The sequence below is a fragment of the Mucilaginibacter achroorhodeus genome (assembly GCF_007846095.1).
GTDB classification, from domain to species: Bacteria; Bacteroidota; Bacteroidia; order Sphingobacteriales; family Sphingobacteriaceae; genus Mucilaginibacter; species Mucilaginibacter achroorhodeus.
On the sequence record NZ_VOEI01000006.1, the window covers coordinates 123,430 to 140,056 of the forward strand.

13 protein-coding genes are annotated in these 16,627 nt (G+C 43.9%); 5 read left to right on the forward strand and 8 right to left on the reverse strand.

What is annotated here, in order from left to right; all coding sequences use genetic code 11:
* Positions 1-9: 9 nt before the first annotated feature.
* Together FPZ42_RS15695 and FPZ42_RS15700 are read left to right on the forward strand one after the other, a co-directional pair.
* Positions 10-447 (forward strand): peptidylprolyl isomerase, encoded by a 438-nt coding sequence (locus FPZ42_RS15695; RefSeq protein ID WP_117393756.1) that lies wholly within the window; start codon positions 10-12, stop codon positions 445-447.
* Positions 448-529: 82 nt separating this feature from the next.
* Positions 530-1,042: a DUF5606 family protein gene (locus FPZ42_RS15700; RefSeq protein ID WP_146272805.1), complete on the forward strand. Its 513-nt coding sequence runs from the start codon at positions 530-532 to the stop codon at positions 1,040-1,042.
* Between the two features lie 219 nt (positions 1,043-1,261).
* On the opposite strand, the gene eno is transcribed toward FPZ42_RS15700, so the two are convergent.
* The 6 genes from eno to FPZ42_RS15730 all read right to left on the reverse strand — a co-directional run bounded on the left by eno (position 1,262) and on the right by FPZ42_RS15730 (position 8,606).
* Positions 1,262-2,563, reverse strand: coding sequence for a phosphopyruvate hydratase (gene eno / locus FPZ42_RS15705; protein WP_146272806.1), 1,302 nt, complete (start codon positions 2,561-2,563; stop codon positions 1,262-1,264).
* A gap of 104 nt (positions 2,564-2,667) precedes the next feature.
* Entirely contained in the window at positions 2,668-3,405 is a 738-nt protein-coding gene (locus tag FPZ42_RS15710) for a DUF2490 domain-containing protein (RefSeq protein WP_146272807.1), read from the reverse strand.
* 154 nt (positions 3,406-3,559) lie between these two features.
* A complete protein-coding gene (locus FPZ42_RS15715; RefSeq protein WP_146272808.1) occupies positions 3,560-4,717 on the reverse strand; it encodes an ABC transporter permease in 1,158 nt (385 codons plus the stop codon).
* 87 nt (positions 4,718-4,804) lie between these two features.
* On the reverse strand, positions 4,805-5,569 hold the full coding sequence (locus tag FPZ42_RS15720) for an ABC transporter ATP-binding protein (protein WP_146272809.1): 765 nt from the start codon (positions 5,567-5,569) through the stop codon (positions 4,805-4,807).
* Between the two features lie 141 nt (positions 5,570-5,710).
* A complete protein-coding gene (locus FPZ42_RS15725; RefSeq protein ID WP_146272810.1) occupies positions 5,711-5,923 on the reverse strand; it encodes a hypervirulence associated TUDOR domain-containing protein in 213 nt (70 codons plus the stop codon).
* A gap of 817 nt (positions 5,924-6,740) precedes the next feature.
* The gene (locus FPZ42_RS15730; protein WP_146272811.1) at positions 6,741-8,606 is read right to left on the reverse strand and encodes a MutS-related protein; all 1,866 of its coding nucleotides are present in this window, start codon (positions 8,604-8,606) and stop codon (positions 6,741-6,743) included.
* A 20-nt stretch (positions 8,607-8,626) separates the two neighbouring features.
* Between FPZ42_RS15730 and rlmH the strand changes: the two genes are divergently transcribed.
* The 3 genes from rlmH to FPZ42_RS15745 all read left to right on the forward strand — a co-directional run bounded on the left by rlmH (position 8,627) and on the right by FPZ42_RS15745 (position 10,648).
* The gene (gene rlmH / locus FPZ42_RS15735) at positions 8,627-9,100 is read left to right on the forward strand and encodes a 23S rRNA (pseudouridine(1915)-N(3))-methyltransferase RlmH (protein WP_146272812.1); all 474 of its coding nucleotides are present in this window, start codon (positions 8,627-8,629) and stop codon (positions 9,098-9,100) included.
* Positions 9,101-9,302: 202 nt separating this feature from the next.
* Positions 9,303-10,217 (forward strand): cation diffusion facilitator family transporter, encoded by a 915-nt coding sequence (locus tag FPZ42_RS15740; protein WP_261382324.1) that lies wholly within the window; start codon positions 9,303-9,305, stop codon positions 10,215-10,217.
* 11 nt (positions 10,218-10,228) lie between these two features.
* Positions 10,229-10,648: a Dabb family protein gene (locus FPZ42_RS15745; protein WP_146272814.1), complete on the forward strand. Its 420-nt coding sequence runs from the start codon at positions 10,229-10,231 to the stop codon at positions 10,646-10,648.
* A gap of 112 nt (positions 10,649-10,760) precedes the next feature.
* Here the strand turns inward: FPZ42_RS15745 and FPZ42_RS15750 are convergent, their stop codons facing one another.
* Complete coding sequence (locus FPZ42_RS15750; protein WP_146272815.1) at positions 10,761-13,364, reverse strand: outer membrane beta-barrel family protein; 2,604 nt, start codon at positions 13,362-13,364, stop codon at positions 10,761-10,763.
* 384 nt (positions 13,365-13,748) lie between these two features.
* Positions 13,749-16,583 (reverse strand): leucine--tRNA ligase, encoded by a 2,835-nt coding sequence (gene leuS, locus FPZ42_RS15755; protein WP_146272816.1) that lies wholly within the window; start codon positions 16,581-16,583, stop codon positions 13,749-13,751.
* Positions 16,584-16,627 lie beyond the last annotated feature (44 nt).

The following is a 16,627-nucleotide window of genomic DNA, read 5'->3' on the forward strand; positions in this document are numbered from 1 at the left end:
TTGAAAATCATGAGCAAAGCAATAATCAAAACCGAAAAAGGTGACATGACCGTTGAGTTTTTCGACAAAGATGCACCAAACACAGTAGCCAACTTTTTAGGCCTGGCAAAATCGGGTTTTTACGATAACGTTACCTTTCACCGTGTTATCCCTAACTTTGTGATTCAAGGCGGCGACCCAACCGGTACAGGTGCAGGTGGCTCAGGCAAACGTATTGATTGCGAACTTACAGGCGATAACCAATACCACGACCGCGGCGTACTTTCAATGGCACATGCCGGCCGTAACACTGGTAGCTCTCAATTTTTTATCTGCCACAGCCGCGATAATACAGCCCATCTTGACCGTAACCACACCGTGTTTGGTAAAGTAGTTGAGAACGTTGACGTTGTTGACGATATACGCCAGGGCGATAAAATTTTAGGTATAGAGGTTATTGAGGGATAGTTAATTAGAGATCAGTTGACCGGAGATTAGTTTTCATAAGAAACTAATCGCTTAGTAACCTGATCAACCAATCACATAAAGAATGAATTTACACGGAATTGTAGCCGTTTCCGGCAAACCGGGCTTATGGAAAGCGCTTGCACAAAATAAAACCGGTTATGTGCTGGAGAGCCTTGACGATAAAAAAACCAAGCTGGTAGCCAACGTGGCGACTGCAAAACTGGCTGCATTAAGCGAAATAACCATTTTTGGCTTAGAGGACGATATTAAGTTGACCGATATTTTTGAAAAAATGAAATCGGTTACCGTGCCTGCAACCAAAGACGACGGCAAAAAGCTTCGCGCGTTTTTCTTTGAAGTAGCGCCGGATCATGATGAAGAGAAGGTTTACTCATCTGATATCAAAAAGATCATCAACTGGTACCTGATCCTTAAAGATCTGCCATTATTCAACGAGGCCGACCCTGCTGAAGCGCTTGCTGCTGAAGAAGCACCTGCTGCTGCTCCTGCTGCCGCTGCAGAGCCTGTAGATGAAGCTAAAGAAGAAGCTGCACCGAAAGCAAAAGCTAAAAAAGCACCTGCTAAGAAGGCATAAATTCCATTAAACTTTAAAAAGATGAAAGCCCCGACAGTGAAAGCTATCGGGGTTTTTTATGGCCCAACTCACCCGTCATCGCGAGGTACGAAGCAATCTCTACATATGCTGGTCGCTCTGTATAGTTCGGAGGTTGCTTCGTACCTCGCAATGACGCATTTGAGAAGCAAAAAGCCCCGGACAAGTCCGAGGCTTCAATATCAAAAATCCTATTACAGATTATTTTCTGTTTTTAACGTATTTAAAGTTTTTGCCGATGAAACGTGCGTTCTCGCCTAATTCTTCTTCTATACGTAGTAACTGGTTGTATTTAGCGATCCTGTCTGAACGTGATGCTGAACCGGTTTTGATCTGACCGCAGTTAAGGGCAACAGCAAGGTCGGCGATGGTAGCGTCTTCAGTCTCACCAGAACGGTGGCTCATAACTGAAGTGTAGCTGTGTGTTTGAGCCAGACTAACCGCGTTGATGGTTTCAGTTAAAGAACCAATTTGGTTTACCTTAACCAGAATAGAATTTGCAGTATCAGCATCAATACCTTGTTGTAAACGTTTTACATTGGTTACAAACAAATCGTCACCTACCAACTGTACTTTATCACCAATTTTATCGGTAAGCATTTTCCAGCCTTCCCAATCGTCTTCTGCCATACCATCTTCGATAGAGATGATAGGATATTTAGCAGCTAATTCAGCAAGATAATCTGCTTGTTCAGCGCTTGTGCGGATAGCACCTTTGTCGCCTTCAAACTTGGTGTAATCGTATTTGCCGTCTTTGTAAAACTCAGAGGCAGCACAGTCAAACGCCAGGAATATATCAACACCCGGTTTGTAACCTGCTTTTTCAATTGCTTTAAGGATGGTTTCAACACCATCTTCGGTACCTTCAAAAGTTGGTGCAAAACCACCTTCGTCACCTACTGCGGTTGATAAACCACGGTCGTGAAGGATCTTTTTAAGGTTATGGAAAACCTCGGTGCCCCAACGTAATGCTTCAGAGAATGAAGAAGCACCAGCCGGCATGATCATGAACTCTTGGAAAGCGATAGGCGCATCAGAGTGCGAACCACCGTTTACGATGTTCATCATCGGGATAGGTAAAGTATTTGCGTTTACACCACCAATGTAACGGTATAAAGGCTGGCGGCTTTCCTGTGCAGCAGCTTTAGCAACTGCTAATGAAACACCCAGGATGGCATTTGCGCCCAGGTTACCTTTATTTTCGGTACCGTCTAATTTGATCATCAGGCTGTCGATAGCATTTTGTTCAAATACATCAACACCTCTCAATTCAGGAGCTATTTTCTCGTTCACATTTTCAACGGCTTTTAAAACGCCTTTGCCCATGTAAACAGCTTTATCATTATCGCGAAGCTCAACAGCCTCATGCACACCTGTTGATGCACCTGATGGTACAGCAGCACGGCCAAGGGCACCGTTCTCGGTTAAAACATCTACCTCTATCGTAGGGTTACCGCGCGAATCAAGTATCTGGCGCGCATGAACATCAATTATCAAGCTCATAGTGTATTATCGTATTTATTTGAGTGTTACTATACTAAATTGGTGGGCTAAGTTAAGCGCAAAATAAAGAAATACCAACCTTAATTTACATTTGTAACAATTACTTAATCTGAAGTGGTTGGCAGGTGTTCTCGCTCAGGGCTATTTTTACGGTTAATGCGGTACATCAGCGTTAGCATGATATTGTTCTTGGCACTGCTGGTAGTGGTGGTATAGTTGCGCTGGTTTATCCAGCCGGCCTGCACTATCCATTTTTTATCAAACTGATAGCCTAATGCCGCTGAGACCCTGTTCCGCTCAAAATTTGGTGCTTTGTTATTAAAGAAGATCTCGTCGAAAACGGAAATAAACCACGTTTTGGCTACGATCTTCACATTGTTTAACGGAATGAACATATTAAGCCTGTAGCGGAAACGATTGCGGTAATTGCCATCCAACCAGCGTTGCTCTACGCGGTAACGGTGCTCAAATTTTAAAGGGGTAAGAAACTGGTTGATGGTCATCTGCTCCCAAACCCTGAACTCGTTAATAGTTGGGCCATCAGCAATATCAAGATAATTATAAGTGTGGTAGGTGCCCGTTCCTAACAGGGCGATAAAGTTTTTATCAATGTCATAGCTTACACCTGCTTTGGCCTCATAGTATTGGAACTGACTAAAGCCGACGCCGTTGGTACGCAACTGAAATTCTGAGTAACCACCCCAACGATGGGCGCTATCGCCCGGCATTACGATGGTAGCAATACCCCATGTGCCTAATTTTGAATCTTGCGCGTTAACAAAACGTGAGTTAAATATTAATAGCGTGGTAATTAAGCAAAGCTTGATAGTGGTTTTTAACATTACCTTAATAGTTTGATAATGCAAAGCTATTTCCCTAATGTTAGCTGGATGTTAATTATAATATGCTTAATATTAAATTTATGTTAACAGTGGACTTGATACAAACAAAAAAGACGCGGTAATCCGCGTCTAAAAGTGTCATTCGTATAATTAATTATTCCCACTTAAATGTTTTAACCGCTACAGCATAAACCCCTATACCCCACAAAAGCAATATGAACAATTGATGGGTAACATCGCCTAAACCTGCACCCTCAAAAGCCACTTTACGCATGGCGTTGTTAAGGTGTGTTAATGGCAGCACGTTACTTAAATGCTGCAGCCAAACCGGAAATGCTGTTACGGAAAAGAAGGTTCCGGATAGCAGGAACTGCGGCATAGTGATGATATTGGAAATGGGCGGTATAGAACTTTCGTTTTTGGCAATGCCCGAAATTGTAAAACCGAACCCCATAAATATAATGAGCCCTATGGTGCAAAGCACCAGCATATTGAGCACCGTGGTAATGCCGTGTATCAATGTAAAGCCAAAAACAAAGTGCCCGATCACAATAATAAACAGTGCGCCAAGTAAGGCAAAAACAATACGCGCAATGGCCTCGCCCAAAACAATGCTTGAACGTTTAACCGGCGTTGCGAAAAATCTTTTGATCACAAGCGTGATGCGTAAGCTTAGGAATACGAAAGCCGTACCAAATACTCCGCTGCTTAACAACGAAAAGCCTAACTGACCAGGCAATATAAAATCGATGTATTTGTATTCGCGGCCGGTTACAACGGTTTCCTTCAGGTCTACAGCCTTAGGAATAGGTACCGGCGACAGTTTCTGGATCTCTTTTACCTGTACGGATTGTATCTGGTAGAAAATGTTATTTAATGCTGATTTCAACACAGCACCTTTATCTGCCGATGCGTGACTGTATTGAACATTAACTTCAAACGGCGCTTTTTGAGGGATTGCTGGTGCAAGAGGATTTATCGACAAGGCATCTTTGTTCACCTTGAGGTCCAATATCGCATCAATGCTGCCCTTTGCCAGGTTCTTGTTCATCTCATCTGCCGATTGATCTTTTATCAGGTGGATGATCTTATTTTTAGCAAGTGCTTTGTAAATAACACTGGTTGTATCACAGCCTTTGGCTACACCAACATCTACAGACATGCCGCCACCGCCAATGTTAGCAAACACTACGATAAATATCAGTGGGAAAGCCAGGCTAAACACTACAGCCGACGGACTGCGTAATATGGAGCGGAAACTTGCCCTGGCAATAGCAAGCGTAGCGCGGGTGTTACTATATTTTTGGTTCATTAGTTGATTGGTTCAATTGTTCATTGGGTCATTGGCTAAGTTTGGGTGCTAACTGCAAACTCAAAACTGCCAACTGCGCCGCAGGCTTTATCCTTCCCGCCATTCCTTTCCGGTAAGGTTGATGAATACATCTTCAAGGTTAGCGGCTTTTACCTGCTTTTTGCGTTCAAAGCCTTTTGCAACCAATTGGTCTATAAAATGGTCGGGGGTATCAATCCCAATAATGTGGCCGCCGTCAACAAATGCTACACGGTCGCAAAGTACTTCTGCCTCGTCCATGTAGTGGGTAGTGATCACCACGGTTGTACCATTATCGCGTATCTCGCGTATCAGGTCCCAAAGGTTACGCCTGGCCTGCGGGTCGAGGCCGGTTGTTGGCTCATCCAAAAATATGATGCGTGGATTATTGATAAGCGTTGTGGCAATGGAAAAACGTTGTTTCTGCCCGCCCGAAAGATCCTTAAATTTTGCTTTGGCTTTATCTGTAAGCGCAACCTTTTCCAGCATTTCCGCCGGGGTTTTGTTTACCCCGTAAAGGCCTGAGAAAAGTACTATCAATTCTGAAAGATTGAGGTTGGGATAATAGCCTGCAGCCTGTAACTGCACACCAATGCGTTTCTTGATCTCGCCGGCATCGGTTTCAATATTGAAACCATCAACAATTACACTGCCGGAGGTTTTTTCGCGCAGCGTTTCAATGATCTCGAGTGTGGTGGTTTTACCGGCACCGTTAGGGCCTAATAAACCAAATATCTCACCCTCGTAAACCTCAAAGCTTACGCCTTTTACTGCCTCAAAGTCGCCATAGCTTTTAACCAGGTTGGTTACCGTGATAATAGGTTGGTTTGCCATACTGTAAATATGCAGTGTATTTACCACATCGCAGCTACAGCGGCATAAAAAATAAATTAAAAATTGATTAAAGTTTAGGTTGGGTAAGAGAGATTCAAATGCCGGCAAGTGCTTTATAGGCAACTGCCGGCATATCATTTGTTACTTTCCACCTTTTTTCAATTCGCTTTCAGATTTTAGCACTTTGCCGCCATCTTTTTGCTTTATTTCGTAAGCAGGCTCATCTTTTGTTGCTTTACGTTTTACAGTTGAGCCTTTAATGGTTTTGGTAGTGGTTGAGGTATGTTTCTTTTCGATAGTGCCTTCGGCTTCTGACGAACCCCATTTCCAGTGAACGGTATCTCCTTTTTTCATAGCTGTAGTTTTAAAGGAGATTTAGCAATAGCCCTGCCAAAAGCATCAGCTAAAATATATACTTGCCTATTAAGCCGATCAAAGTAATGGCCTGTGCAACAAAAGCTATTACGGTTGCTAAGGCTGGTATGGTTAATAAATGTATCATGACTGTGGGTTTTTGTTTACAACACAAAATTGTATCAAAACAGCCCTCAGCGTTAGCGTTATTAGGCAAATGGAGGTAAAATGTCGGTGAAAGTAATAGCCGGGAAATTAAATAAAGCGTTTTTAGCGGTGGGAGATTTTACCGACGGATGAACGCAGCGTTCACTCACCCGGTCTACGCTACGCTGGACCGCCCTCTCTGCTGCAAGCAGCAAAGAGGGTAAAGAATTAAAATACAAATCCTTCTTTTCGCGTAGCGAAGAGAGGGGCGACGAGCGTAAGCGATGTCGGGGTGAGATTATAAGCAGGCGTTATAGTTTATCGGAATGATTTACCCCCCCCCCTTCCAGCGCTTCTGTCTGCCGCACCCCTCCCCGAGGAGGGATTAACATCTAAGTTCGAAAAGCATGAGGCACGTGCGATTCCCTCCCTTGGGAGGGAGTAGGGAGGGGTTGACGAACGCGTAGAAACCCCTCCCTGCCATCGCTTCTGTCTGCCGTATCCCTCCCCGAGGAGGAATTTAACATCTAGGTTCGAAAAGCATGCGGCACGTACGATTCCCTCCCTTGGGAGGGTGTAGGGGGGGTGACGAAGGAGTAGAAACCCCTCCCTGCCATCGCTTCTGTCTGCCGCACCCCTCCCCGAAGAGGGAATTAAAGCCTCGTTGTTTTTACTCCGCCTCCACATTTATACCTATCTGCTTAAGCAGGAGCGAGGCATTAAAGGTTTTGCATTCACCATGTTTAAGCTTGTAATCAAAAAGCATTTCGCCTTCTATTACCTGTATATCAAAGTAGTAATTGCGTACATAATCAGGGTATTTATCTTCCAGTCGGGCAATTTGCAAGTCGTGGGTGGCAACCATGCCTACACCTTTTTTTGCGATAAGTTGCTCGATAACCGCTTTGCTGCCCAGGTATTTATCCATGGAGTTAGTGCCGCGCAGCATCTCATCTATCAAAAAGAAAACCCGGTGCTCATGCTCAACAGCCGCCAGCAGCATCTGCAGCCTGTCCAGTTCGGCTTTAAACGTTGACGTGCTTTCATTCAGCGAATCTTTAATACGCATGTAGCTCACGATGGTTATTACCGAAACCTCCATTTCTGCAGCGCAAACTGGTGCGCCGCTCAAAGCCAAAACCGTATTGATGCCAATGGTACGCAGGAACGTACTTTTGCCTGCCATATTAGAGCCCGTGATAATATCTATTTTAAATGCATCCTGCAGCTCATAGTCGTTATCAACGCGGTTGCCGCGGATAAGCGGGTGGGCAATGTGCTTAGCCGTAAGGGTGTAGCCTTCCGTATCGGCAATTACCGGGTAAACCCAGTCAGGGTAGTTAATGGCCGGCACCGCAAGGCTTATAAATGCTTCAAATTCGGCGATAACATCAAAGGCTTCCTCAAAATTTTGCTGGTTATTACGCTTCCATTTTTCTATAAGGATGATCTGTTTTAAAGCCCACAGGAAAAACACATTAAGTATGAACCCAACTATCATAATTAAGCTATAGCTGAGTTTGTTGATGAGTTTAGACAGTTCCGTTATATTTTTTGATGTTTGGTTAACCTTTAATTTCTCATACAGTTCCGCACATCTTTGCGATTGCCATTGCTTACTTTCTATAGCTTTAAACACAACGGCGTAGCTGGCCAGGGCATCACTTATTTTACCGGCAATGGCCCCGGCCTTTAATATATAACTGCCCTTTGCAACCAGGATGGACATATTTACCAGCCCTAACAGGATAGCGATAATAGTAAAATAAGGTGATAAAAAAGCACCGGCAAGCAGCATCCCAAACAGCAGGTATGGCGCTACTTTTATGTAAATGCTTAACCACCTCTCGCCGTTTAAATGCAACGGCGTTTTAAGATAAGCAAGCAGCCGTTTCATTTGGTCTGCATCTTCTTTAGCGGCGAATAGCAGCTTGGTTTGCGTGTTAACCTTCCAATCATTATTCGCGGCTATTTCCTGCACCGCTTCCTGACGGATCAGTATTGTCGCTTTATCGGCAGGCGCGCTTAACCAGCCGGCAAGTTTATCGTTACCGGCAGATGTAGCTGCACGGTTAGTGAGGTTATACAGCGAGGCATTACCAAAAATATCCAGATCAGATGTGTAGAAATGCTTTTCATTGCTATACTTTTGGCCGTTGTCATACAGGTTGGTGCCGGTTTGCAGGCTGTTGATCTCGTTACGGTTTACCCGCTCAAGGTCGAGGTGATAATCACGTAAACGCTCGTATTTACCTTGTTGGGCCACAAGTGCAACAAATGCAGCCAGCAGCATTACAATGCCAACGCCTAACACCACAAAGCTATCTTGCTGCACAGTACTGTAAACCACAAAAATCATCATGGCGAAAATGCCTAAGCGCATCAGCGAGTAAGTATTAGCTTGCTGTTTGTAGTGATCGGCCTGCTGGCGCGCTTTCTTCGCAGCTTCTTCGTAATTGGCTATAATGGTTTGTTGCACAGATTTTATAGGTATTTTTGAAGCTTCAATTTTACAACAATAAGATAACATATCCATTTAAATAGTTACAGCAGGGCATGAAAATCACGTTTATTACCGTTGGCAAAACCGAAGATGCTTACTTAAAAGAAGGTATTGAAAAGTATGTTAAGCGGCTTAAACACTACACCAAGCTGGAACTACATGACCTGCCCGAACTTAAAAATACCAAAGCCCTTACCGAGGACCAGCAAAAAACCAAAGAGGCAGAAATGATCCTGAAGAAGTTAACTCCGCAAGATCATTTGATCCTGCTTGATGAGGGTGGTACCGAATATACATCGGTACAGTTTGCCAATTACATCAACAAGCGGTCGGTAACTTCGTCGGCCAATTTGGTGTTTGTGGTGGGTGGCCCTTATGGTTTCCATGATTCGGTTTACCAGCGGGCAAATGATAAAATTTCGCTTAGCCGCATGACCTTCTCCCACCAAATGGTGCGCCTGTTTTTTGTTGAGCAACTGTACCGCGCTTATACCATTATCAAGGGCGAGCCTTACCATCATCAGTAGATGTGCAGTTCCGATAGCTATCGGAATGAGATGTGCAAATGATTTTTAATTGATTACTGACAAGAATGTGTCAGCGTTCACCGTGTTCACGGCGTTCACGAGTGTTCATGGCGTGAACGTGAACACTTACAGTATTTTCTGTAAATTCTTAAATCCTGTAAATTCTGATTAAGACTATTAATTTGCACATTTGTATATGCACATGCACAGTCACGATCATTCGCACCATCACCACGATCATACACCCAAGCTTGACCATCTTAATGCCGCCTTTATCTGGGGGATAGTCCTTAATTCGGCTTTTGTAGTTATCGAAGTGATCTACGGTTTGATCAGTGGCTCACTTTCGCTGCTTACCGATGCCGGCCATAACCTAAGCGATGTGGCTTCTTTAGCGTTGGCGCTCCTGGCTTTTAAACTGGCCAAGGCCAAATCAAACAAGAACTATACTTATGGTTACAAGCGGTCTACTATCATCGTGTCGTTTTTTAACGCTGTGATACTGGTAGTTGCTGTCGGCTTCATCATTTATGAAGCCGTTATGCGTTTTATCCACCCCGAGCCAATTGCAGGTGGTACCATTGCATGGGTTGCTTTGGCAGGTATTGGCGTAAACGGTTTTACCGCATGGCTTTTTGTGAAGGATAAAGACAGCGACCTCAACGTAAAAGGTGCTTACCTGCACATGGCAGTGGATGCCATTGTATCATTAGGAGTTGTAATCTCTGGTCTAATAATTTATTTTACAGGGTTTATGTGGTTGGATAGCGCGGTAAGTATCATTATCGGTGTGGTGATATTGGTAGGCACCTGGAGTTTGCTAAAAGATAGTCTTCGCCTTGAAATGGATGGCGTACCAAAGGACATCGATCTGCAAAAAATAAAAGCTGAATTACTTAAAGGAAAGGGGGTAGTAGATGTACACCATATGCACGTTTGGGCCTTGAGCACTACAGAAAATGCCCTAACTGCTCACTTGGTCATCAGCCCGGAAAACATGGCTATATTTGATGAGATAAAGCATGACCTGCGCCACAAGCTTGAACATCTATCCATTACCCACAGCACTTTTGAGCCGGAGTTTAGCGACGAAAAATGCCAGCAACCAGATTGTTAAACCTTACCGATATGAAAAACACCCGACGGAAATTCATCTCTACTGCTGCTGCACTAACAGCCGGTACAGCTGTAGCATCAGCCATGCCAACACTCATAAAATCAACTGCCATGAATAATAAATATCCAATTGTACACCATGTTTTCTTTTGGTTGAAAAACCCGGGTTCGATAGAGGATCGCGATAAGATCATCACCGGATTAAAGACCCTTCGTAAAATAGAGACCATCAAAGAGCTGCGTATTGGCGTAGTTGCCAGTACCGAAAAGCGCGATGTGGTTGATAATAGCTGGGCAGTATCAGAACTGATGTTCTTCGAAAACCTGGAAGGGCAGGCATCATATCAAAGCCACCCGATTCATCAGCAATTTATAAAAGATTGCAGCCACCTTTGGGATAAGGTTGTTGTTTATGATGCAATGGATGTGTAGATAATAGCTAATATAAAACGTGTTATTGCAAGGTATAAAGCAATGAAGCGTTGTTAACGAAAAAGCCCCGATAATTTTATTATCGGGGCTTTCTTTATATGGGATTAAATGATTAACGTCCGCCGTTACCGCCGCCCATGCCGCCACCTTGCTGGTCGCCGCCCTGGATCTGGTCGTCGTTGTTAACACCTTTCTTCTTTTGTGTAGGATTAGCGGGTTTAAAGCTTATTTTACCAAAGCTGTAGCTAAACGTTATACCAAATGATTGGAAAGGAAACTGGGTTTTTGATATCTGGCTGAAACCCGGGCTTGATATGTTTTGGTTAAATGATTTGTTAACTGCAAACGGTTGTACAGTGTTGAAACCAAGTGAAGCCTTCTTGTTCATGAATTGTTTCTTGATACCAAAGGCATAAATACCGAACGATGGGCTTGAGCCCTGTATTGTACGGCGCGGTGAGTTCATGAAACCGAATGCTTCAAAGATGATGTTCTTAGGCAAATTCAAAGTAGCGCTACCGAACATGGTGTACATGTACTGCGTTTTGATCGCATCCGGATTAATAAAGTTTGCAAATTCCGAATAAACGGTAGGGTTGTAAGTAAATACGTTAACACTTGCGCGTACAGTTAACGGTTTAAATGGCGTAACCGAACCAAAGAAACTTGCTCCCCATGAGTTGTTCAATGCAGCGTTACGTTGTATGGTACGTGTACCAATTACGGTATCTATTTTTGCACCTGTTTGAATGTAATCCGTAATAGGTTGCGCTAATCCTTCGATCAAATCACTTGTTCTCTTGTAATAAACCGAGAAGTTTAGCACTGATGATTTAATGAAGGTATTGTAGTTCAATTCAACGGTTTGCGATACTTCCGGCGCCAGGTTAGGGTTACCTACAGACTGGGCCTGAATGTTTGACCTATTGATGAACGGATTTAATACCTGCAAGCTTGGGCGCTGGATACGTTTGCTATATGATAATTTAAACGTGTTTGAACCTATAATTTTTTGTATGGTAAGGCTTGGAATATAAGTATTGTAGCTGGCATCAAAAGGTTTAAGTTCTTGTTGATTTGCGCCGCTTGCATAAGGCGTTTGCGGGTCACCTGCTATCTTTGTATTCTCGTACCTGAAACCTGCCAACACCGAGTAGCTCTTTGGCAATGTAATGGTGAATACGCCGTAACCTGCATAAACGTTTTGTTTGTAGTTGTACAGGTTTGAGTTCAGTGGATCAATAATAGGGTTATTACCAAGCGAGTCTACTGAGTAAATGTTATAATCACTGTTGATGCGCCTTTGTATGGTTTTACCACCTGCCTCTAATTTCAAGGTTTTATTTATCGGTAAAACATAGTCGCCTTGTAAAGTATACTCGTCGTTTTTACCATCGTTATTACCTGCCTGGCTTGGCTGCGGCGCACCTTTTCCTGTGTTTGGTAAACCCTGGAATAAGTTGTTATAGTCGGTTTTGATGATGCTATGGCTCCACTGACCGGAAAAGGTTATCTCATGACCTTCTTTTTTGAATTTGTGCGTGTAATCCAAGTTCCAGTCGAATCCGCTGAATTTATTGCGGTTAGAGTTGATGCCAATGTAGGCCAAAGATTTAGCAGGATTAATGAAGTCAGTAATATTGTAGTTACCACCGCCATTAGTATTAAAACCACCATCATTTAAAGCGAGGGTACTGTTAATACTGTTGAATCCGTTAAATTCATAACCGGCAGTTATCGTTCCCCTAACCCCGTGGCGCTTTGTCTCGCTTGAAAGGAAGTTTTTGTTAAGCTGGTTTACCGCTGCTTTGCTGGCTGAAGCAGGCGTGTTGATGGTCTGCTCAAAATCAGTGGTCATGGTTTGTGGCCATGTTAAGTTACCACCAATGTTAGCAGATAAATTGAAACGGTTTTTATTGTAATTTAAGTTGATGTTACCGTTATTTTGACGTGTACCTACACCACCGCTCACAGAACCGCTGATACCTGAAGCGTTTTTAGTTTTTGTGATGATGTTGATGATACCACCAGAACCCTCAGCATCATATTTAGCTGATGGAGAAGTAACAACTTCAATGTTTTTGATCTGATCTGCAGGGATGGTTTTCAATACATCGCTTAAGCTGGCAGAAGTTGCACCTGATGGTTTACCATTAATCAAAACGCGAACGTTCTGGTCACCGCGGATAGCAACGTTACCATTCATATCAACCGATACCAATGGCACTTTCTGCAATACATCCGTAGCGTTACCACCCGTAGATGTTACATCCTTTTCAGCATTATAAACGATCTTATCTATCTTATTTTCTACAAGTGCCTGCTGACCAACAATTTGCACTTCTTTAAGGGCAGTGGCACTTGGTTTCAGCAAGATGGTACCCATGTTATTATCGGGTTTGGCTGCAGTAGTTTCAACCGGGTCAAAAGTCCTTGCAGGATAACCGATAAAGGAAATGGTGATCTTGTATTTACCGGTTTTGATACCGTTAAGCTGGAAGTTACCGTTCCCATCGGTTAGTACACCGTTCATGGGGGTGGTAGCACCGCTTCTGAACAAGCTTACAGTAGCATAATCTACCGGTTTTTTGGTTAACGAGTCGATAACCCTTCCGGAAATTTTGCCCACAATACTTGAGCCGCCGCCCATAGGTATCTGGGCGTTAGCCTTGAGTGCAGCACAAACAACTATTATAAGTAAAAGTATTCGTTTCATAAATTTTTGAGCGTTTTCGTAATTTGAGGCGAAATTGCTGAAAATGTTACAGCTGTATCTGCAGAAATTAGAAAATTATTAATGATGTAATGTAGATGTTACACTTAGTGGTGAGTGTATTGAGTGAACGACGTAATGAGTGAAGAAGTGAATGTGAAAATCTCACAGCATTCTTACAAGGCATAATCCTCCACTGGTCGAAGTTTTTAGCTTCGTCCTAAAATATTGCAAGCATCCTGTTTGCGTGTTAAGCTGTAAGCTTAACAGATTTTAGGTCGGAAGTTACGCTGCGCTAAACTTCGACCAGTAAATGGTTATAAATTAGTCTTTGCGAGGAGCGACAACGACGCGGCAATCTTCTCGCGTTGTTTACTCGCGACAAGATCACACCACCACGTTCACAATCCTGCCCTTAACAACGATCACTTTTTTAGGTGCTTTGCCGTCGAGGTGTTTTTGCACGTCGGCGTGGGCCAGTACTGCGGCTTCAACATCGGCGGGCTCCATTGTCAGGGGCAGACTAATGTTGGTACGAACCTTACCGTTGAAGGAGATAGGGTAGGCAAAGTCATCCTCAACCAAGTATTCCGGTTGGAACTTTGGATAAGCTGCAGTTGAAATTGAGCCTGCGGGGTTACCCAGCAACGACCATAGTTCTTCTGCAATGTGCGGCGCATAAGGTGCCAGCACGATCACCAAATTTTCAAGGATGGCGCGTTTATTACATTTGAGATCAGTAAGCTCATTCACAGCGATCATGAAGCTGGATACTGAAGTATTGAACGAGAAACGCTCGATGTCATCTTCTACTTTTTTAATGATCTTATGCAGCGCTTTCAGTTCCGCTTTAGTGGGAGCCTCGTTTGATATTGAGAAATTCCAGTTTGCATCATGGAACAATCTCCAGAATTTACGCAGGAATTTGAACACACCCTCAATACCGTTGGTATTCCAGGGTTTGCTTTGCTCCAGCGGACCAAGGAACATCTCATACATACGCAGGGTATCCGCACCGTAACGCTCGATTAGATCATCCGGGTTAACCACGTTGAACTTTGATTTCGACATTTTTTCCACTTCAACACCGCAAATGTATTTTCCATTTTCAAGGCTAAATTCAGCATCAGCAAAATCCTCCCTCCAGGCTTTAAATTTATTGATGTTTAGTATATCGTTCTCCACAATGTTCACGTCTACATGCAATGGAGAAGTCTTATGGTCTTTGATCAAACCATGGGATATGAAGGTGTTTGTACCTCTGCCTTCCTCGTCAATTAAACGATAAACAAAGTTACTGCGACCCTGTATCATGCCCTGGTTGATGAGCTTTTTGAAAGGCTCTTCTTCAATGGCTTTGCCAATATCTTTCAAAAACTTATTCCAGAAACGGCTGTACAGCAAGTGACCGGTAGCGTGCTCGCTGCCACCAATGTACAGGTCAACATCTTTCCAGTACTCAATCGCTTTTTCTGATGCAAACTCAGTGTTGTTATCTGCATCCATGTAGCGGTACCAATACCAGCTGCTGCCTGCCCAGCCTGGCATGGTGCTTAGCTCGTATTCGTTGCCATTGTAGTTCCAACCAGTAGCTCTGCCCAACGGTGGCTCGCCGGTTTCGGTTGGTAAGTACTTGTCTATCTCCGGCAATAACAAAGGCAATTCGCTTTCTTCTATCAGCTGCGGCAAGCCATCTTTAAAGTAAACCGGTACCGGTTCGCCCCAGTAACGCTGACGGCCAAATATCGCATCGCGCATGCGGAAATTCACTTTGGCTTTACCTAAACCAATTTCTTCCAGCTTGGCAACAACGGCTGCAGTTGCTTCTTTGTAACTTAAACCGTTTATGAAATCGCTATTGATGTATTTACCTTCCTTGGTAGGATCTGCCTCGGTCTCGATATTTTGGATATCGATGATCGGGATGATCGGCAGGTCAAAATGCTTAGCGAAAAGATAGTCGCGTTGATCACCGCTTGGTACGGCCATTACGGCACCGGTGCCGTAGCCTGCCAAAACATAATCTGCTATCCATACCGGTATCTTTTCGCCGTTCAACGGGTTTTTAACATAGCTGCCCGTAAACGCACCTGATACGGTTTTTGTATCGGCCATACGGTCGAGCTCGCTTTTCTTTTTGGTTTGAGCGATGTAAGCATCAATATCCGCCTTTTGCTCGGGAGTAGTTAACTCTGCGACCAACTCGTGTTCAGGAGCTATCACCAAAAAGCTAACTCCGAAAATGGTATCAACGCGGGTAGTGAAAACTTCGATGTAAGGAGCCGGATGTGAGGAGCCGGTTGTCGGATCGTTTTCCCTACTAAGGTCCTCGCTCTCCGCTCTCTCCAACGGAAACTTCACACTTGCACCAACACTTTTACCTATCCAGTTGCGCTGCATTTCTTTAAGCGGCTCGGGCCAGTCAATGGTATCAAGGCCTTGCAACAGGCGCTCGGCATAGGCGGTAATGCGCATGCTCCACTGCATCATTTTCTTTTGCTCAACAGGGTAGCCACCGCGCTCGCTAAAGCCATCTTTCACTTCGTCGTTAGCCAGTACAGTACCCAAGGCGGCACACCAGTTAACAGTGCTCTCGCGCAAGTAGGTGAGGCGATATTTTAGCAATTCCTGCTGCTGAATTTTTTCTGGTAAAGCCTTCCATTCATCAGCATCAAAAACAAGCGTATCTTCGTCGCAAACAGCGTTTATGCCTGCCGACCCTTTGGTTTCAAAATAGGCTACCAGTTTATCTATACTTTCTGCTTTATCAGCGTCTTTATTATACCAGCTATTGAATAGCTGCATAAAAATCCACTGTGTCCACTTGTAGTAATCCGGCGAACTGGTACGCACCTCGCGACTCCAATCAAAAGAAAAACCAATCTGGTCTAATTGGCGGCGGTAGGTGTTAATGTTTGCCTCGGTGGTAACAGACGGGTGCTGCCCGGTTTGTATGGCGTACTGCTCTGCCGGTAAGCCAAAGCTATCATACCCCATCGGGTGCAACACGTTAAAACCTTTGTTGCGTTTATACCGCGCAAAAATATCAGAAGCGATATAGCCCAGCGGGTGGCCAACATGCAGCCCCGCACCAGATGGGTAGGGGAACATATCTAACACATAGTACTTCGGCTTATTAGTATTATTCTCAGCCTTAAAAGTGTTATTATCGGCCCAAAACTGCTGCCACTTTTTCTCTATATCTTTAAATTGATAATCCATTTTTTGTTTACCGGTTTGAGGTTGCGAAAATAGTAAAAACTGCT